This is a genomic window from Halorubrum sp. CGM5_25_10-8B, from assembly GCF_005435095.1.
Taxonomy (GTDB): Archaea; Halobacteriota; Halobacteria; order Halobacteriales; family Haloferacaceae; genus Halorubrum; species Halorubrum ezzemoulense.
The window spans coordinates 12,721-31,782 of record NZ_SGTY01000023.1; the positions used below are offsets into that span (position 1 = coordinate 12,721).

Below are 19,062 nucleotides of genomic sequence, written 5' to 3' on the forward strand. Positions count from 1 at the left end.
TCGGAGCCGGACTCGTCGGCTGGCCGCTAGTGACGATGGAAGTCAGTTGGCTCAACCCGACACCCCTGACGGTCTTCGGACTTCCCGTGATCACCTGGGCCGTGTTGACGGCAAGTGCTATCGGAGTCCGGAGCGTGACCGAATCGGATCTTTGTGTCCAGACGACAGGCGGAATATCCGTGAGCCTCGCCCTCGGGATCATGCTCGGGGGTGTCGCCGCGGTGTATCTCGTCACAAGAGGTGGTTACTCCGCTCAGTGGATCACGCTCAGTTACGTCGCGGTCGCGGCCGTGACTTCCCTCTGGTACTGGTACGTTCACCCGACGGACAGGGGCTCGACAGCGACTACCTGACGCTTCGGGCCAGTCTCAGGGTCTCCGAAGCAGTTTCAATTGCTGAAACAGCACCGCACCGCCCTGTGGCCCCAACAGAGCAAAACATACAATTTGACTCGATAAGATGTTGTGCGTGACTGACTGATAACACATGGCCCTCCCACCTTGGATAACAGAAAAGCTGCCTCAGGACAAGCGGGTAAACACCAAACTCACCCGCCGCCACGTCGTCGAAACGATGTATCGAGCAGATCGGCCGTTCTTTTCGCTCCAGCAAATCCAACAGCAGATCAAGCCAGACGTCTCTAAGGTGACGCTCCGGAACCGGTTAACAGAACTCGAGGAAAACGGAGTCGTCACGACGGAGTCATTCGCTGATTCACTAACCTTGTATTATCTCAACCACCCTGAGTCGGAGTGGCCGCTATCGCCGGAAGGAAAACAAGCGCTGACAGCCGACAAGACTACTTCGACGCATCCCCTCCGCGAATTCCTTAACCACCCACGCGTCCGTTCAATCTTCCGCGAAGAGCTCTTTCGGAGCATTGGCTGGGTGGCACTCGGGATAGTCGGGTGGCCAATACTGCTCAGTGAGTCTCCACAGTTACCGGTCAATATATGGACCGTGTTCGGGCTCCCAGTCTTGACCTGGGCGACACTTACTGTGGCGATGGTCAGCGTCCGGCTGCTGACAGGGAGCGACATTCAAGTTCAGTCACAGGAGGGATTACATGTCGTCTCACTATGTGGGATTCTATTAGCCGGATTCTGGGTAGCGTTCGCGATTTTTATTTTGAACTGGCCGCCACTGCCGACAGTCGGTGTGTATCTGCTTGCGACAGTTTCCTACTTGATCGTTTATAAACGGGTTGTCCTACCGGAAACTAATCTTCCGGTCACCACGTGATCTCTCGCCGACGCTGCTCGCGCTGGCGACGTACAGTAACTGACTGCCTTCAATATTGGCGACAGACCGTTTGAGACCCAATGTGAACTCTCTTATTCTCCGGTCACAGGCTCACTATCATCTCTGGTGGGCGCCACCGTGGCGCGGATTTCACGGACAAGGCTGAGGACAGATTCCCACTGCTCTCGAGACCCGGGGATTGCGTACTCTTCATTACCCATGTACTCCGCGAGCGTCGTCTGGACGTTCTTCGGGTTATCAACCCGCCGAAACTCTAGGTCGCGTCCTCCGGCGACCTCAACGGACACTCTCCCTTGACATCCTCCCCCGCCTGAAGGCGGAGGAATCCCACGGCACCGCGCCGCTGGTTTGGGATATTAGGGTTTACAGTCTACCACTTGATCCCGCGGTTGGAATCCGCTGGACAAGTCATATAGGTAGACTCCGGGCTGTGCCAACCAGCCGGTACTCCTATCCTCGTCCAAACTGGCCGAAGACTCGGAGTTACTTCCGTTCATGTTGAGACGGATGTTCTCCGCCCCATTCACGTCAGCGTTGAACGCCGCATCACACTCCTCGCAGACGTATAGACCGCGCTCAACACGCTGACTACCATCTTCTCTCCCACACATACAACACGTCTTGCTCGTGTCGCGCTCGGACACTTCTACGACCTTGATTCCTTCCACTTTCGCCTTGTATTCGAGCAGGTCCGTGAAGCGGTCGAACGCCCACCCGTACAAGTCGAGGTTCCCGTGCCGACCCCAGTTCTTTGAGCTACCATCTTCGTCCTCTCGGATACCCCCCAAGTCCCCCACGTTGATACGACCAACTTGGTTTTCAACACACCGTTGAACGATATGTTTGGCGAGACTGTGGAAGAAGTGAGTGCGCCGCTCCGACCATTTCGCGTGTAGACGGGTGGCTTCTTCGCCACCTGAGTCGTCGCACTTGGCGATCTCTTTTGGGAAGTAGTAGCCGTCCTGTTTCAGCCGGTTGCCGGGGTAGAGGTCAGCTTCCTCGGTACTGTACGCAACCGTGGCAAAGTTACAGATACCGAGGTCAATACCTGCCGTCTCGGTGCCGGGAGCGTCAGGAGTCTCAACTTCGTCTTTACAGACGAGGTGTAGTTCCCATTGCCGTTTGAGTTGTCGTGGACGGCGCGAACCTGTTGTAGATTTTCGACGGTGACGCCGGGTGTGGTTTCGTACTCAACGAGGATGTACTCTCTCGCTCGGGGGTACTCCTTGTGATTTCGACCTTTTGAGAGGCGAACCCGATCGTTCTTTGAGTCGTGACGGATGCCTTTCTGTTTCCACGTCACCGTGCTACGCGGGTGTTCTTCGTGGACGCGACGACCCTGTTGGTCGTAGTAGTTTTCTTTGCGGTAGCCGGGTGGGTTATCTCTGTCATCATCGGAGCCGTACCACGAGTTGAAGGCTTCAGCGAGTTCCTCCAGAACGCGCTGACTGGACTGACTGTGCAGTCCTTTGTACTTGTTGTGGGTCTTCAACTCGTCTTTGAGGTCTCCGTGATCGGGGATTTCACCTGTTTCATCCCATACTTCGCGGGAATAGTAGTTAGCGACGTTCCAGAGCTTGCTGGCTGACCACCCGTGCCTGTCAAGCGACTCCACTACCTGACCGTGGTTGAGAATTTTCGCTTGGTGGGTGCGGTGGACTTCCAGCATCTGAAACGTTCTATAACAAGTTATAGTTAGGTCGTCAATAAAAGATCTGGCTGAGAACAGTAGAATATCCAAGCTTGCTATCGATAGCAGGGTGTGTCAGAGTTGTCGGATTCATCCCGCGCCTGAAGGCGCGTGTATTCTCCTTGTATTCTATAATATCCCTGCCCGAACTCGGTAGTTAGTGTATCGTGTGTCTCTGATGAGATAGTGACCGATGCGTCATCGACGGCCCCCTCAACGTGCTCTGGATCGAAGCCACCGAATACCTCGTTTTGCTCACGGTCGAACTGGAGTCCGAGGACCTCGGTCCAAACAGAGGAGTCCGCTTGAGTGAGTTCGACTTCCACTGCCTTCTGCTAGACCAGCCCACTCGCTGACTGTATTATCTCCGGTGTCGGCGTACTCTGCGTGTCGTTCGATGAGTCAATTGCTCCACATCCTACAAGGGAGGCGACACTTCCGGTTGTACAGAGAGAAAGGAATCGACGACGCGAGGAGGGAAGACCCATAGCGAACCGGAATATGATTATAAGTGTATGTTTTCCATCGTGAATTTGAACCGATAGACTCGCAGTTCTCACCGACCGGCTGTTTCAGGCGAGAATATATCTGAAGAATAGGATTTCAACAGAGCCTTGTGACTCAGAACCTGTTCAACACAGCACTCTGGAGAGGATTCGAATAAAGCTACAAAAGAAACCACGCCCGCTACTCGGCGAAATCAAGAATGAACAGCCACGCGGCTACGATCGCCTCTTCAGGTGGAACATCCTCCGTCTCAAGCTCGTTCATAAGGCCCGCAATACACGTGTCCCAATTGTGCTCGCCGGACACGTCTTCAAACGCGCTCTGGACCACGTGGCCGATGCGAATGAGGTCCGTCTGGAAATCCTCTCCGACGGGCGGGTGTTCATTAGCCCCTTCGACCGTGGTCGAATTCGCGTGATTATCGATGGACATCCAATTAGACCCAACGGTGACACCCACATCTGACCGTCGTAGACCGTATGTTACGTTCCATTTATGTATAGGAACCGCCCGGTCTCGCGTATGTGTCCGCTAGGACGAAAACAACTCGAGATTTTATATAAAACCGACATCTCAAAGCACCTTCGTTAACTCCCCTAGCAAAGGGCGACAATGACGAGACGTCATGGCGACCGACGGAGACCAGACGAACGCGAACGAGGCGGAACAGTCCGATAACGACCAGCTCAGTTTCCAAGAGGAAATCGAGATCAAGCGCCAGATGGACGCCATCGAGCGCGAGGCGGAATCGCTCAGTGGGTTCCAGAAATTTGTCCGTATCAAGAGCAACCGGGATCCGGACGCCACCGAGGAATTCCACGGTCAGATGGTGACGTTCATTGGCCAGCAACTCGAAGAAACAGACGAACTGGGCATCACTGAGATCAGCGCCGCGCTGTGGAACGAACTACTCCGCATCGAGCAGAAGGCTCAGAAGTCTAGTGAGGAGCAGCCGTCTGAAAAGACCCAAGTTGACTCGCAGGGGTCCTCGGAGCCGGCACCGGACGCGATTGAGTCCACGTCGGCGAGCACGGAGCCGACGCACGATCCAGCGTTCCAGTAGATCTCGACCGCTTCCGTGGCGAAACCGCCCGGAACGCGGATCGTCGAACGCCTTCGCCCCACGACGTTTCCCAAAGAGTACTGGGGACAGGGTCGGCGGCTAAATCCACTCTGGATAAACTTTACGTATTCTCCTCTCGACGTGAGGACCATGCGAAATCACATCTCAACGACACTTGGGGTGGCTGGATGAACGAACACGAGACATTCGAGATCCACCGTCGATCAACCGCACAGAACCCCGGACAGGGAGACCAGAACCTACGCGGTCAACAGACAGCTTAGTCATGGGTGAAAATGCAATTATCCCGGAGTGGTGGACCGAGTTCAGCCAGATTGTACTCAGCAGTCCCAAACTGACGCAGGTCGTCATCGAGATGGTCGAAAGCGAGGGGACTGCGTTTCTGGCTGAGCAGTTAGCTACCGACGTGACAGAACGCCGCCAAGCTATTGACAGCGAAGGCGGCCTCCCAGCTGACGAGCGGTATGAACAGTCGACACTAAGCGCGGACCTCAAAGCAGCTCTCGAGCCGCTCGGAATCGTCATTCGCCCAGCGAAAACCGAGCGAGACGATCAGTCGATTATCTACGGTGTCGGCTGGATCCTGGACTATCTCGCGAAACAGGATCTCGAAGCTGGCAGGCCGGTCGAATGGTCCGGGAACGCACAGCAGGAGTCGATGATGGAGTACGTGCTTGACAACTCCCCCAGCGGGACGGTCAACTATCGCAATCCGGTCCCGCTCGAAGCGGTCATCTACACGTACACGAAGTCACACGCCACGCTGTCCGGTAAAGACGTCCACATCGAAGTCGGCGACCCCGGATCGTTCTCACAGAAGGCCACCGAATTCGCCGAAATACTCTACCGGGAGGATCACGTCGGACATCCGCTTCCGCGGTTCCCAGAACATCGCGACAAGGACCCGTTTAGCGACAATTACCACGACTACGCGATCGTCGGTGCAGTACACGACGTCGACCAGGTGAAGAACTTCGGTGACCTGAAGATCGATATCAAGTCCGAATTAAAGAACTGGGCCGCGGCCGCCATCGAACTTTACGTTCGTGATGACAGTGACGAGATCGACTCGCGGGCGGTCGAGGATGCCATCGCTGAGCGGGTGAACGAGTTTTCGAAATTTGAACGTGACACTATACATAGTCGATTCGGGACACGCGTCGTTCCGAACGACGACGCGATCGTGTTCGGTCTCTACTGTCGCCACGATGTAGCGACCGGTACTCATGAAGCCATCGAAGAGGTTCCGAGTGAGTAGTATCCAAACTGAGGACCCGAGAGTTAACCGAATAACTGCGAACGAAGACACCCAGACAACCCAGATACACCACACGCAATGACGAACCACAACATGAGCGTTAATTCGGAGCAGAAATCAGTCGAACAGCAGTGGAGAACATTACTGACGGATCGCGGCATTTCGGAATGGCAAGCAGAGGAGATCATCTCCGGACTCGAGGCACATCCACAGTTGCGAAGGCGGAATCCAGGTGTCGAAGAGGCTCGGAAATATCTCGGCAAGGCGATTCGGGACCATCCGTTCGAGACGTACGATGAGATCTCGGATCCAGAGTATATCCGCCGCGCAATGCTGGAGGTACTCGACGAGGGTGTGGACGGCAATCGCCAAGGGCCCCTCCCGTTGAAAGACGACAACACCCAGTACACACCTACAGAAACCGCGAGCATCTCACCTAACGAGGATGCCTTCGGGAGTATGACGGTGAGTTCAGAGCCGGTTCCTGCATTCAAATTTGAATCAGGAGGGGCGACTGCTGACGATGTTGACCAACTCAAACAGGATCTCGAACAGCTCACCGAGGAAACGGAGCTAACCCTCGATGATATAGCCGAATTCGTGGATACAAGCTACGAAGACGGCCATGATGCCATTGTTAGTCTGTTGGTGAACTCAGAAGTACATCTGAATGCACTGGAAGTAGCTCTGGAGGATCTTGGCATTCAAACCGCGGACTCTGACAAATAACGATGGAACAAACAGGCCGAGACGAGACTGTCGATGGACTACAGGCACCGAGTAGGAGCTTCATGCACAGTACCTCAGACGGGGAAATGCTCGCTCAAACAGCTCCTTCCACCAGCACGCTGAAGATCGAGGCGGAACCCATCAGGGGAGCGGATCTTCAGCGTGACCTACCGATGCTGAAGCTGGCGACGTTCGGTTTCCCCGAGGAGCTGATGCATGGCGAACGCCAGAAGTTCGGTCTTGCCCGGAACGTCCGACTGCTCAAGGCGGTCAGTCGAGCTCGATTCTACGAGTACCTCCGTGGCGACGTCTCGGCTAAAGAGACTGCGAACGATATCTACCTGTGCCAACTTGCCTGTGATGAGACTAACGAACGACGTCGTGATTTTCTTGAGACCGTAGACCAGTTCAGGATCCAATCGGTCGTAGATCGAGACTATCTGGAGGAGCACGCCCACTCATACGCGAGCACCTACGGACACCACAGCGACGACGTGCTTCGGGAGTTAGAGACCGAACAACGGCTTCTAAAAAAGAACATCGAGAACCAGTTGCTCTACGACGAGGTCTACAGGCCGTTAGAAGAAATTGCCGCTAGCTACGCGCCGAGTGTTGCGGAAGCAGTTGCACACGCTGCATTGGATATCCAAGCAGTGGTCCATCCACTTGATCAGTATATCCAGGACGACGTCCCGACGATCTCGACCGATGAAATCACGACAGAGCTGTTCCTAGAACGGTTTGAGCAGGCCCGCAGAGAGGTTGGGCGACTGAACGCGAGTCGGCCACTCTCAGAGATCGATCGCGTTGCCCTTCGACGTCGGTTGCTTCAAAAACTCCCGCCGAAAGGGCAAGGTTCGATCCATCCCGACCCACTACGAAGCGTACCGTTACTGGACCAGCCCACTGAATTGGTCGAAGACGATGAGACGATTCAGCAGGGTAAACAGAGTATGGACGAGGCCGATACGTTCGTTGATAGAATCCTCAACGGTGCGTTCAGGGTCGTTGGAAACCTCGGTGGCGTCGTCTATCCTGTCGGACAAGACAGCTCCAATGTACTCGTCAATCCGTGGGTTGCTGACACCACGATCGGAGAAATCTCCTATCAAAAACTTTGGCAACGAGAGTTCTTCGGCGACCACATCGTCACGAGCATCTGGGACGCATTGAAACACGAAGCGGCCCCGGAAGCGGTTTCAGTGAATTGCCCGTTCTGTGTAATATCGCCCTCGCTCCGGTGCGGCGACGGACTGGTCTGTGCGAGCGAGGACCTCCTCTTGGATATCAACAACCGTATCCCCGATTTAATGCGCGAACTATGGCAGATTAGAGCTCAATACGATGGCCCCCGCGAGACCACAGATTCGTCGGTAACTGGTAACTAACACGACACCGATTATGAATCCGAACGAAACCCCAGACGACGAGGACCAATCCACGAGCCAGTCCACGGAGCCGAATGGTTCCCGCCGCGACGGTGAGACAAATCCACCAGTAAGCTCTGTTTCGGGTACACCGAACGGACAACCACAGTACGAGAGCATCGAATTCGATCGCGATGTCCTCGAAGACGAATTCGGAACCGAATCCAGTCCGCAGCGAAGTGAGTTATCTCTTGAACCGACGGTCGGGACACCCGAGGATCAAGGCATCAAGAGTATCCAACAACAGCGGGACCGTGCCCGAGAATACAGAGAGACGGCTAAGGACACCCCGGAGAAAGTACTGCGAGCATCGGAAGAGGTTCGTAACCTACTCACCCTCCCAATCTCGGAGGAGAGACTTGTCCCGGAGCTAGAACGGAGACTACACGCCACACATGCCCTTTCTCTGTGTTTGGATAAAGAACCGCTCAAGTTCGTCCCCACGGAGTTGGCTGATAACCCACTAAACGTGGACGGCAATGCGCTGGCCGACGACATTTGTACGGTTCTAACTGAAGAGCGAGACCGACGGGGGTTCGGATCGGCCGAGTACACCGTCGGGAAGCCGCAACTCAACAAACAGATCGAGGCGAACCTCGTAAAACTTCTCGCGGATCTGGGTGTTGAAATGAGCGACGTCTTGGAGGACCGCTTTGATATGATAACACGGACCCTCCGGTCGTCGGACGCGGGTCTCCAAAAGCAGGGAGTGAGGGCGATCAGTGCGCTCGTTAAGGGTGAGGTCGAACTCACACTTGAGGCCATTGACGAATGCCAACGTGTACTCGCTAGCGGAGCGGACGAAATTCAACCAGCGATCCTCAACGTTCTCGCGAGGGTTGCGGAACAAGATTCGGATCTGGTCATCGACACGTTCGATGACGTTCACGACTTGTTGGTCAACTCGCCGTCCAAACGTGTCGTTCAACAGGCGCTCAATGTGCTACGGCCCCTCTCAAATGACCATCCAGAGGTGGTACTCGACTGTCTTTCGGTTCTCAACAGAGAACTTGATACCAACAGCCAGAGACGACCACTGGCTCTATTTGTGCTTCAGAATTTAGCCTCTGAGTACCCGGAACAAGTCGCAAAAGCGATTTCCCAGTCCCGCATTCGAAGGCTCGCGTTTGAGCGAACCGATCCGCGGACGATCGGTTCGGCCTTGCTTCTGATCGACCATATCGGGGAATACGCAGAACTACAATTCACACAAGACCAGAAAGATCGGCTCATCGAATATCTGACCAGTGATGAAAAAGCCATCTTCAAAGGGGCTAAATCGGTCGTGCTGTCCGGTGTCGGGGATGACCCCTATCTACTGAACCAGCTAATCTCACTCACGGAAAGCGAGGAGACGACAAAACAAGCGAGGGCAACGGAAACCCTCGCTACGATAGCCAACGTCTACCCGAACGACCTTCGATCATCTATCGATGACACCCGAATTACGGAGCTCATCTCTGAGGGGAACGAGGAGGTCTGTAAGCACGTGTTCGCTTTCCTCCATTTCCTCGTTGAACTCGACGAGGACAACATACCTGCGAACATCATGGACAGTATCGAATATTACCTCGTCAAGAACGAGGAGATTCCGGGAATGTTTTTTTCGCTTCTGGTGAACATAATTGAGGCGCAACCGAACCGGGTTCTCTCCTCTGATGTCCCAGGTATGCTCCCCGACCTCTTTGAAAAAGGTGACGTGACTACTCGACGGGGGTCCCTGAGAATGGTTTATGAGCTACTAAACAGTGCGCCAGAGGACGCAGAGAATCCCTTCGAAGTTTCGAAGATACGTGACCTCTTGTCCGCTGATGAAGAAACCATCCGCGACGCCGCAGCGCAACTCTTCGGGGCGACCGTTGCAACAGACCAATCATACCGCGAAGAGGTGTTTGGGAACGTCGGTGACTATCCACAAATTGACCTGATTCTCACTCACGCCGTGCTTGTGGACGAGGATCTCATCGATTCAGTCATATCCCTTCTCTCGGAGCAAGTCGATCAGTCGCGCATCATCGGGCTCCGAGCACTGAATCGGATTTGTACACACTCAGAATCCTCTGTTTCGCTCAGTGACCTCGATTGTCTGGAAGCGATCATCGACTGCTTTGAGTCCGACCAGGGCGTTGAGGCGGTGTCCCTGCTAGCTGCCTCTGTCAACGAAGACCCTGAACAGCTCTCACAAACGGGGATCACCTCCGAATTCGTCGACCGAATCACGGCAAACCCCTCAGAGGATATGCTGGCCAACATCGCAAAGGCGATGAATGCGTTCGCGAAGATCGAGGACGCAAATCTTGTCGCGACAGAGGGGTACGAGGAACTGATCGACGTTATTACAGACGCGAACACAGACACAGAGGGCGGCACGTCAGCTCTAAACTCAGCAGCGCTAGACGATCCCAACGTTCGACGTGATCTACAGGAACGGCTGACAGGGCCCGACACAGAGCAGGCAAATCTCAGCATATCAATTCTCGGGAACCTGATCGATGAACAGCCAGAGTCGGCCCTGGAAATTGATCTTATGACGTCGCTCTCCGAGGTGATTACGGAGCGACACGGTGATATCGGAGAATATGCCGGCCGGTTGCTTCTTTACCTGGCTGACGAGGACCTTTCCGCGCTTGATGATCCGGTCGTATACGAACCCATCATTGATCACCTCACCCAGGTTCCTGCCGATACACGAGAGATGTGTCTCCGTCTGCTCCTCAGGATAGCAGAAGAGAATCCTGAAGAGTTGACCGGAAGTGGACTCGATCAGCGCCTGTTGTCCCTGCTCTCGGAGGAATCTGTGTCCGTCCCCGGCCTCCTACTCCTCCGGGAACTCATCCAGTCAGTACCAACACACTGGATGCGCGAACAGTACCTCGCGAAGATCGCACGGACGATAGACCACGACAAGGTGGATATTCGAACGATTTCAGCACGTCTCATCGCGACCTACGCGAAAGAGGTGCCCGAGGAAACCTTGGAGTATGTCTCCGTCGGAGATCTCGTTAAAGTAGCACTTCACACCCGGAGTGATGAACAGAATTTGGACAATCTCTCGTATGCCATCTCCGAACTGGTGAGGAATGATCCCGCCCGTGTATACGAGGAGGAAACATTCGATGATCTCGTCACGTTCCTGTATCAGTGTCCTCCAGGTTCGGTGAAACAGGTCTCCCGAACGGTTCAGAGTCTCATTATGGAAAACGAGGACGCTGCAGCCAGTACGCTTGAGTACTACACTCAGAATTGTGCCGACGCAGCCGTTGAGGTCGAGAGCTTCTCGACTCAGACAGGGTCCCCCGAAAGTCGGCAAGACACGATCGATAAACTACTCTCTCTTCTGGAACCAGAGAACGCGAGCGTTCAGAGTGTTGTTACATTAAGCTTGTGCCACACTCTTCGAGTCAACGATCATTCCATCGGCCTGCTCAAGCCGGCGATGACAGATACAGAGGGCCGACTCCAGTTGTCACTCGTCGATGCGGTCGGATACGTCACAGAGTCTAATCCGGAGGCCACGATCGGCTTGGAAGGAGCATTAGAAGGGATCTTTATCAGCGAGGCCAATGAGAAGGTGCGCAGCTCCTGCCTCGAGACGCTCAGGGTTCTGGCGGTCAATAATCCGAACGTCATCCACGACGCGGGTATTCACCAAACCGTTCTCGATCAGCTCTCCGGTGATGTTTCCGAGCAACTACGAAGGGTCGCGCTTCTGCTCGTTCAACAAATCGCTCTGGACTATCCGGAGAGCTTCGACGGATTCGACCTAACGACGACGTTGCTCGAGCTGGTCGACGAAATTGATGCCGAGGACAACCAGCAGACTGAAACGCTCGCATCCATCATCACGCCCGTTGCGCTCGTGGACTCTGGGGCGCTCACACCAATCATCGACGACCCTCTTGGGGAACGCTCTCCGCCTTCGCTTGGGGTGCTACTGGCCCACGTCATCAGTGTCGACGACAGTATATTAGAACAACTGTTGTCTCGATTTTCATCGGTGCCACGGCGTGGGAAAGTAGTGATCGACTTAGCGCTGGTGAAACTTGCTCGGGAATCGCCACGGACCGTTACACGGAAAGACATCGTCGAAACGCTCCGGGATCAAATTGCCGACTTGGAGGCGGACGTCGAACATGACGACCAAGAGTCAGCTCGTGACCAACAGACCGCCGTCGTGGCAATAAATGCGCTCTGTGGAATCGGACAGTACGATCCAAGCCAACTCGAAGGGCCCGTCGTACAGGAACTGATCAAGGCACTTTCTCTCATCGAGACCTCCGTTGCTGAAGTCGCTCAGACCCTTCAGGCCGTAAGTAGGCATCAACCGGGTCTCTTAGCCGACGAAACCACCGTTGATACGCTCGTCGAAAGTGCGGCTACTCTCAATGACGAGGCGGGGAGAAACCTAGTCGCGACTCTCGGCAACCTCGCCACCAGCGACCGTAACATCCGGGAGTACATCGTGACACAGGTCTTGGATGCTGATGGACCCCGAAGAGAGGTTCTCGTTGCCGCGATTGGATCCGGATCGGTCAAGCTGGAAGCGGTGATGGCGAGACTATTCGACCACCTGTCCGAAGCGGATTGTGAAGTAACGGAGAAGGTGGAGATACTTACGACCGCGTCACGGTATAGCGCGGCTGAGGACCCGGCAGACCCTGCTGAAGAATCCGTGGTCACACTTGCTACGCGAGCACTCAAGTCTGGGCGGCAAGTAGCTCGTGAGTCTGGTATCTTGCTTCTACATACGATCGCGACCGAGGCACCGGAATTAGTGGCGACCGAGGAGACTGTACAGCCCCTCATCGACGGCCAGCCCGAAGAGGACCTCGCGCTCCGTGAATCTGCTATCCAGATCCTTCTCAAAGTCGCTGAGGAGTCACCCCAGCTCGTTGCAAGTTTGGTCTCTAAGGACCAGCTCATCAGTATCCTGGATGCTGACTACGGAAACGCATCTGACGCAGTCGGCCAATTGTTGCTGCTCATTCTCCCGTACTCCCCGCAAACCCAAGAATTCGTCAAAGAGTCGATCTCGACTTGCCAGTCAGAGTTCGATGATGAGACCGATCTTGACTATGGGATGGACGACAGTTCGGATCCAGCGACTGAGGCCCAATCTACCCTAGCGACCGCAGAGAACGACAGCAATCCACAAACAGAACCCGCGCAGGATAGGTTACATGACTCCCCGAATAAGACTGATAAGTCAGATCAAAATAACGGACAAGAAGCTCTAGAGCACGACGAGACGATCGTCTCTGGCATCGTGTCCCTATTGGCCGAAGACCCGGAGATAGTCAACAGGTTCTCCTTGTTACTGCTCAGTGACGACGAACAACTTCGAGAATCGACAGCAAAAATACTGCTCAGGTCGACGACCAGCGATCCGGAGGTAGTCGGGGATGCACTTGCTCCCGAAACGGTAGAGCAACTCCTAGATGGAGAGACGTTCGCTCAGGAAACAACCCTCAAGATGTGGCGTCTGCTCTCGGTCCGCACCGATTGGGGGCTGTCCACCGTCGCCACCGCCGACCAACTCCTCAAACTACTCGACAGTAGCGACGATCAGATACAGAGAGTCGCGGGCACAATCCTCCAGACTTACGCCGAAGAATCCCAGTACGTACGGCGATCGGTTGCGTCTCTTATTGAGACTGGAACTGATAATCAAAAGAATGAATCGATCACCGTTCTCTACAGACTACGGAACTCGGATCAGATTTCACTCGATCTTGATGAGTTAGGCATCGCAGAGACACTCACGAGACTATTGGAGAACGACACGAATCGAGAATGGGATGATGCGGGAATACTTCTGGCGGAATTCGCGCAAACACACGAACCTACCCAGGAGTGGGTCACTGAGAAGCTTACCAGTGGGGAAGGACCGGTACTGGACCATGCCTGTGGGATCGCCCAAAACCTGGCTCAGGATCACCCAGAGGTGGCGTTTGATCTCGGATATCATGAGCTGTTACTCGACATTCTCGCCCAAGACGATCTCCCAGCCAACGCGAGTGAGGTGGCGCTCACTTCCCTCTCGTCATTCGTTTCCAAACGGCCAGAATCATTTGTCGACAGGGAGACGGTCGGAATATTCGAGGATCTACTTAACGATCAGTCAGAGGACATCATCACACATGCGCTTCTGTCATTAGCGAGAGTTTCAGATGGAAGCCCCTCACAGGCGTCAGAACGGATCGACCACGCGCACGTAGCGAGTTTACTCACGCGTGACGACTCGATAACACACGGCGAGCAGGTCGCCACCCCGCTACTCGCGATACTCAAGATGGAATGTGACCAGCGCGATGCATCGCCAATCGAGCCAGATCAATTTGACGCCCTCATAGAACTACTCAAGATAGATATCGAAGTCGTTCAGAAACGTACAGCGATGCTGATCAAAGAGATTGCCGTTCGAGACGAGGAATTCATCAGAGCGGTAAACGGATTCGAGTCGATCAGGGAACTGTTCGGCAGGGACTCAGTCAACGAACCCACTCTGGGAGCGATCTTTGCCAACGCCACGGAACAGAACCACTCCTACGCGGATGAGGTGATCCCGCTAGTCCTGGCCGACGATCCAGAGGTGAGACAGCACGGATTTGGAGTTCTCAAGGCGGTGACGGACGTATTCAAGCCTGATATCAGCGACGTCCAGGTGCTGAAAGAGATCCTCGCAGGCTTCGATGCCGATAGCGAGGAAGTCCACGCATATACGAATGCGATCCTTCGTCGGATTTTCGGGGACAAGCCCGAGCGGGGATTACAGGAAGAGTTGATCGCTGCCCTCATCGACCGGCTCGACGCGGACACCCCGGTTGAGCAAAAATTCGCGATCGATACGCTCCAGCTGCTGTACGTGGAAGACAACGCCCAGATCGCGGTGTCCGTCGCAGTCCGAGACTTGGTCCCCTTACTTGCCCTTGAGGATGATCGGGCCCCGATCCGAAGGAGTGCACGTACTCTCCTGAGCGAGCTGATGGCACGGCAGGAACCGGACGAAGACGAGATTGTAGCCCTGTTCGAGGAAGAATCGATTCCGACTGCCAGATTCGGGTCTGCGGTGGTAAACGCCGCAATTCAGAACCCATCCTTACTCTCGGCAGTCACGTCGATGTTTAATACGGATGCCGAAGAGGACGAAGTGAATCTCGTCCACCACGGGATCGGGATACTCCAATCGGTCGCCAAACGTGAGCCGGAGCCCGTCTTCGAACTGTTCAGTCTCGAGCAAATCATCTCTCACGTCGATCTCGACGAGAGTGAGGACAAGGTCCACACCGCGAGTCTGTTAGATTCGTTACTCCAACAGGACCCGGACCACTATCAGAAACTGACAGACCTGTATGGAGCAAACGATGATCCGCTGAATCTAGCGATAGAGAAGGCGGTCAAAAAAGCCGCTCAAAGCAGCAAACAAGTCAGAGACGCCCTCATAAGCGATCTGCACGAGGGTTCGAGTGCGGATCAGCTCCTGCTTTCGCTCGAAGTGCTCCCAGAGGTTACGATACTGAATTCAAATCCGAAACTACCTGACATCGACGATGTGGGAGGGCAGAACGCTCCGATCCCGCTGGATCGAAACCACCTCGATGCGGTTATCGCCCTTATGACACACGACGAAGTGGGGGTTCGAGAACTGGCAGAGAGATATCTCACGGTCTTACTGAGCACCCACCGGAACGAAATCGACCTCGAGTTTGCATTACCGGTCGCAAGAGAAATATTCGTCTCAGATACGAACGAGCAGCACGACGCTGCGTTCTTTATTGCTCGGAACTATGCCTCCAACAACCCGTCGAAGACATTCGATAACGAGTTGGTAGAGTTCCTGCTCGGCAACTACGATCAGCTCTCGGAGGAAGCAACGTGGGAGGCCACGAGCTGTATTAAAATACTCACTCGTGAAGCGCCGGCAGAAGCCTTCACTCGAGACCTTGTCAAAAAATCACTACAGCTTCTCGATGACGGTGGAAAACACGCCATTAATGCGTGGTCGATGATTAACAAGCAATCAATACAAGAGGACTTCTCGATTTATGCTGACCCAGAGCTGATTAGCGACATTTTCGAGGCGTTCGAATCTAAAAACGAAGCCGCAGCGGCAGTGGCGTATCAGATACTGATACAGATCTCGTCGGAAGAACCCGAGATTCTGACCGATACCCACCTCATAACCCGTCTCGCGGGGCTCGTTGATGATGAGCGGCGGGTGGTTCGGTGGCGATCTGCAGACATCCTCGGAAGGGTCGCGAGCGATCTCCCAGAAACGGTACTTGAGTCGCTGGGTGAGCAGATTACTCTCACGCTGGACGAAGTCGTCACCGAGTACCACCAGACCGACCCGAGCGATCGGGCGCTGGATAGCTACGATATAGACATAACAGCAACGGAGTACCCCGGGCTAGCGGGAATCGTCGGGCTACTTCCGCACTGCGCTGATAGTGTTGCCCAGTCGCTGTCTCTTCCGGTCTACATAACGCTGGTCCCGCACGAGTCAGATCTCGTTCAGTACCGAGCCGCGAAAGTGTTGAACGGAATCGCAGTCAATGATGGGGAAGAGCTTGCGCCGTATCGGAAGGATCTCAGACAAGCCCTTCGCGGCGGGATCTCTGACACGCAGGTACAGCGTCTCCTGTTCGAAGCGCTTCGAGAGACCGGTTCCGGAGTCAGTATCGGAAACGTAGCCGACCCGTCGCACCCGATTAACGAATTCTAGGGACGGATAACTTCCGTACGCTCATGTTTCATCGTCTACTTCTTGACATCCTCCCCGCGCTAAAGCGCGAGGATTCCCCGAAGGGGATATTCAGGTTGCGCGTTTCCTCGGGCCTCAAGTACGCTTTCGCGTGGGGCGTCAACGGTCGCCACCGAGTTGTGACCAACGGTGTGCTTTTCAGCGCGTGTAGCCCTGTCAATGGGGCCTTCCTCCCCGCATACAGCGAGCGTCGAAGACGGCTGGCTATTCAACCAGCGAGGTAGTACGGTTCGCGTCAGCCGAACTGCTACGCCGTACATGGTTCACCCTCCCGTTGTGCGATGTTCTCTGAAGCGTTCAGGTCGGCGTGGCGTCCTCGACCGCACTCCGAACATGAAAAGTGGTCGCCATCACGAGTTCCCATCGAACCACACGCCGAACACCGCTGGCTGGTATGGTACGCATCGACCTTCTCGACGCGTATCTCAGCCCGCTCGGCTTTGTATGTAATGAACTGTTGGAGTTGGTGGAAGTGCCACGAGTGAACGCCCGACCACGAACTGTCCCCACGGATACCTTCGAGGTCTTCTATCCGGATGACGGGGTTCTCGAACTGGTCCGCGAACGTGATGAGACGACGGGAGAGTTTGTGATTCAGGTCTTTGATTCGACGCTGTTCTTTGTCACCTACACGGTTACGTGCGCGAAGCGCACCCGCTTCCGAGAGCGAATCGCGTAGGGAACGATATTTGCGTCGAACGTACTGCGCCTCACCACCAGACACCAGCATTGATTCGTCCTCGCCGTAGGCTGTCACAGCGAGGATGTGCTGTTCGCCAATATCGACACCGATAGGCGTCTCACCCGACGTGTCGGTGTCGTATTCCACGTTGAACGTACAGTACCAGTCGTCGCCGCGACGGTAGATCTGTAGACGGGTCTTGTCAGCGTCACCCTCCACCAGCCGCTCTACGGGGTCGGCAATGTCGTCGTACACCTCTATCGGTGTGTACCACCATCGGGAGACGCACGGGAAGCCAACGACGACTGTGCCGTTCTCGGTCGTGTCGAGTTCCCAGTTCTGGTTGTTGATGGCGAACGGTTGACTCTCTCGGTAGCGAACTTCCCCGTCCTTCTTGTGGTCGGATTTCGCCTCACGGATGGCTTGGTTCTGAATGGCCGAGTAGAGGTCGTTGTCGATGGTGGCCGTGGTCACGGACTTCCCGAAGTCGCCGTTCTCCCATCCGTCGATACAGAACTGCTTGGTGTCACGGTAGAGTCGAGTGGCGCGTTGCCACTCTTTCCGCCGTGAGAGGGATGGATTGTGGAACTTCGCGGTGACAGTCATCGTGACCATTACGGCTGTAATTAAGTATGCTATACTAACTATCTGTTGGAATATCAGGCCGTGCTATTGTCGGTGGTTTGTATCATCGTTTGTCGGATTCATCCCCGCCCTTCAGGCCGGGGCTTTCTCCTCGCACTTCCGTAATCAACGCCGCCAACACCGTACAAGCACACACTGGGGCAGTCACGGCGAACACCGGCCCGCCTCCGGAGACGGGGCCCGTACCGACTGCCGTGGCTCCGAGTACCACCGTGAAATGTAGCAGTGCTACTCTGTACCACAACCACGTGTCAGACACGCCGTCGCGACGGCCGAACAGATACGTTCCGGTGACGGTGAGCGTGGCGGTGAGAAGGCATAGCGCGTAGATACTACGGGGGAGGACACCTTTCTCAACCGTCGTTCTCCACCAAACAGCATCCCCCCACAGCACGAGAGCCCAGGCACAGACTAACACGGCCGTCGCCACCCAGACGTACGGCTTCCACCCACCGAAGGGAATCACGGTATTGAATCCCTCTGTCGATCGAACGACGTTAGCGAGGAACTGGAGGTACCGGAGCCCCAGCAGACCGGCGATCCACGGGAGAAGGCGGAAACGTTCTTGACCGACGACGGTCCCGACGCGCCACGTTGCCGCCACGGTCGACGTAAGCGAGACTCCGTCAAGAGCGATACTCATAATTCCCCCAAGCATGGCGACCGCCAGACCCGCCAGGGCAAAATCTGACACCCTGGTGAGACACGCCAGTACCGGCCGTCCGATGACGTCGCTAGCCGACCCGCTGATAATTGCGTCCCACGTGGAGTGAGAACACACTCTGTTAGACTCCTGGACTCGATGGAGCTCGGTGTGACAGACCTCACACAGCGTTATCAGATTTCGAGGGTGATCCGACCCGTCCATTCGCTTCGGCACAATATGGTGGCACTCGAGATTCGCGGCCCCGAACCGACCACCCTTTGCGCCACAGTGACGGCACTGATATTCGTCGGACAGAAACACCAGGCGCCGTCGCGACTCCCAATCACCGGGGTAAGACATGTTGTAC

The 19,062-nt window shown here is 55.1% G+C and carries 11 protein-coding genes and 2 pseudogenes; 7 read left to right on the plus strand and 6 right to left on the minus strand.

Going from position 1 to position 19,062, the window contains the following annotated elements; all coding sequences use genetic code 11:
* Nucleotides 1–179: 179 nt before the first annotated feature.
* Together EXE51_RS17825 and EXE51_RS15635 are read left to right on the plus strand one after the other, a co-directional pair.
* A complete protein-coding gene (locus tag EXE51_RS17825; protein WP_199234069.1) occupies nt 180–353 on the plus strand; it encodes a hypothetical protein in 174 nt (57 codons plus the stop codon).
* Nucleotides 354–486: 133 nt separating this feature from the next.
* Nucleotides 487–1,242: a hypothetical protein gene (locus tag EXE51_RS15635; RefSeq protein ID WP_094494286.1), complete on the plus strand. Its 756-nt coding sequence runs from the start codon at nt 487–489 to the stop codon at nt 1,240–1,242.
* A 92-nt stretch (nt 1,243–1,334) separates the two neighbouring features.
* Here the strand turns inward: EXE51_RS15635 and EXE51_RS15640 are convergent, their stop codons facing one another.
* From EXE51_RS15640 to EXE51_RS15650, 3 genes and pseudogenes are all read right to left on the minus strand, one after another.
* The gene (locus EXE51_RS15640; protein ID WP_137690515.1) at nt 1,335–1,550 is read right to left on the minus strand and encodes a hypothetical protein; all 216 of its coding nucleotides are present in this window, start codon (nt 1,548–1,550) and stop codon (nt 1,335–1,337) included.
* Between the two features lie 69 nt (nt 1,551–1,619).
* Nucleotides 1,620–2,932, minus strand: a pseudogene (locus EXE51_RS15645) (RNA-guided endonuclease InsQ/TnpB family protein).
* Between the two features lie 708 nt (nt 2,933–3,640).
* Nucleotides 3,641–3,892, minus strand: a complete 252-nt coding sequence (locus EXE51_RS15650; protein ID WP_094553040.1) for a hypothetical protein — start codon at nt 3,890–3,892, stop codon at nt 3,641–3,643.
* A gap of 193 nt (nt 3,893–4,085) precedes the next feature.
* Between EXE51_RS15650 and EXE51_RS15655 the strand changes: the two genes are divergently transcribed.
* The 5 genes from EXE51_RS15655 (at nt 4,086) to EXE51_RS15675 (ending at nt 16,683) form a co-directional block, all read left to right on the plus strand.
* Complete coding sequence (locus EXE51_RS15655) at nt 4,086–4,523, plus strand: hypothetical protein (RefSeq protein WP_094494283.1); 438 nt, start codon at nt 4,086–4,088, stop codon at nt 4,521–4,523.
* Between the two features lie 286 nt (nt 4,524–4,809).
* Nucleotides 4,810–5,802, plus strand: coding sequence for a hypothetical protein (locus EXE51_RS15660; RefSeq protein WP_094494282.1), 993 nt, complete (start codon nt 4,810–4,812; stop codon nt 5,800–5,802).
* A gap of 78 nt (nt 5,803–5,880) precedes the next feature.
* Nucleotides 5,881–6,531, plus strand: coding sequence for a hypothetical protein (locus EXE51_RS15665; protein WP_137693006.1), 651 nt, complete (start codon nt 5,881–5,883; stop codon nt 6,529–6,531).
* 2 nt (nt 6,532–6,533) lie between these two features.
* Nucleotides 6,534–7,919 carry a hypothetical protein gene (locus tag EXE51_RS15670; RefSeq protein WP_137693007.1) on the plus strand — a complete coding sequence of 462 codons (1,386 nt, stop codon included), beginning with the start codon at nt 6,534–6,536 and terminating at the stop codon, nt 7,917–7,919.
* 13 nt (nt 7,920–7,932) lie between these two features.
* Nucleotides 7,933–16,683 (plus strand): hypothetical protein, encoded by an 8,751-nt coding sequence (locus tag EXE51_RS15675; protein ID WP_137693008.1) that lies wholly within the window; start codon nt 7,933–7,935, stop codon nt 16,681–16,683.
* 286 nt (nt 16,684–16,969) lie between these two features.
* Here the strand turns inward: EXE51_RS15675 and EXE51_RS15685 are convergent, their stop codons facing one another.
* The 3 genes and pseudogenes from EXE51_RS15685 to EXE51_RS18270 form a co-directional block, all read right to left on the minus strand.
* Nucleotides 16,970–18,019: an RNA-guided endonuclease TnpB family protein gene (locus EXE51_RS15685; RefSeq protein WP_137693009.1), complete on the minus strand. Its 1,050-nt coding sequence runs from the start codon at nt 18,017–18,019 to the stop codon at nt 16,970–16,972.
* A 73-nt stretch (nt 18,020–18,092) separates the two neighbouring features.
* A complete protein-coding gene (locus tag EXE51_RS15690; RefSeq protein WP_241987193.1) occupies nt 18,093–18,707 on the minus strand; it encodes a hypothetical protein in 615 nt (204 codons plus the stop codon).
* A gap of 153 nt (nt 18,708–18,860) precedes the next feature.
* Nucleotides 18,861–19,055, minus strand: a pseudogene (locus tag EXE51_RS18270) (HNH endonuclease); the annotation flags it as partial.
* Nucleotides 19,056–19,062 lie beyond the last annotated feature (7 nt).

Excerpts from the sequence above, each read along its gene's own strand:
- EXE51_RS15660 (WP_094494282.1), top strand. The coding sequence starts at position 4,810 with ATGGGTGAAAATGCAATTATCCCGGAGTGGTGGACCGAGTTCAGCCAG.
- EXE51_RS15690 (WP_241987193.1), bottom strand. The coding sequence starts at position 18,707 with ATGCTTGGGGGAATTATGAGTATCGCTCTTGACGGAGTCTCGCTTACG.
- EXE51_RS15675 (WP_137693008.1), top strand. The coding sequence starts at position 7,933 with ATGAATCCGAACGAAACCCCAGACGACGAGGACCAATCCACGAGCCAG.
- EXE51_RS15685 (WP_137693009.1), bottom strand. The coding sequence starts at position 18,019 with ATGGTCACGATGACTGTCACCGCGAAGTTCCACAATCCATCCCTCTCA.
- EXE51_RS15655 (WP_094494283.1), top strand. The coding sequence starts at position 4,086 with ATGGCGACCGACGGAGACCAGACGAACGCGAACGAGGCGGAACAGTCC.
- EXE51_RS15650 (WP_094553040.1), bottom strand. The coding sequence starts at position 3,892 with ATGTCCATCGATAATCACGCGAATTCGACCACGGTCGAAGGGGCTAAT.
- EXE51_RS15665 (WP_137693006.1), top strand. The coding sequence starts at position 5,881 with ATGACGAACCACAACATGAGCGTTAATTCGGAGCAGAAATCAGTCGAA.
- EXE51_RS15635 (WP_094494286.1), top strand. The coding sequence starts at position 487 with ATGGCCCTCCCACCTTGGATAACAGAAAAGCTGCCTCAGGACAAGCGG.
- EXE51_RS15670 (WP_137693007.1), top strand. The coding sequence starts at position 6,534 with ATGGAACAAACAGGCCGAGACGAGACTGTCGATGGACTACAGGCACCG.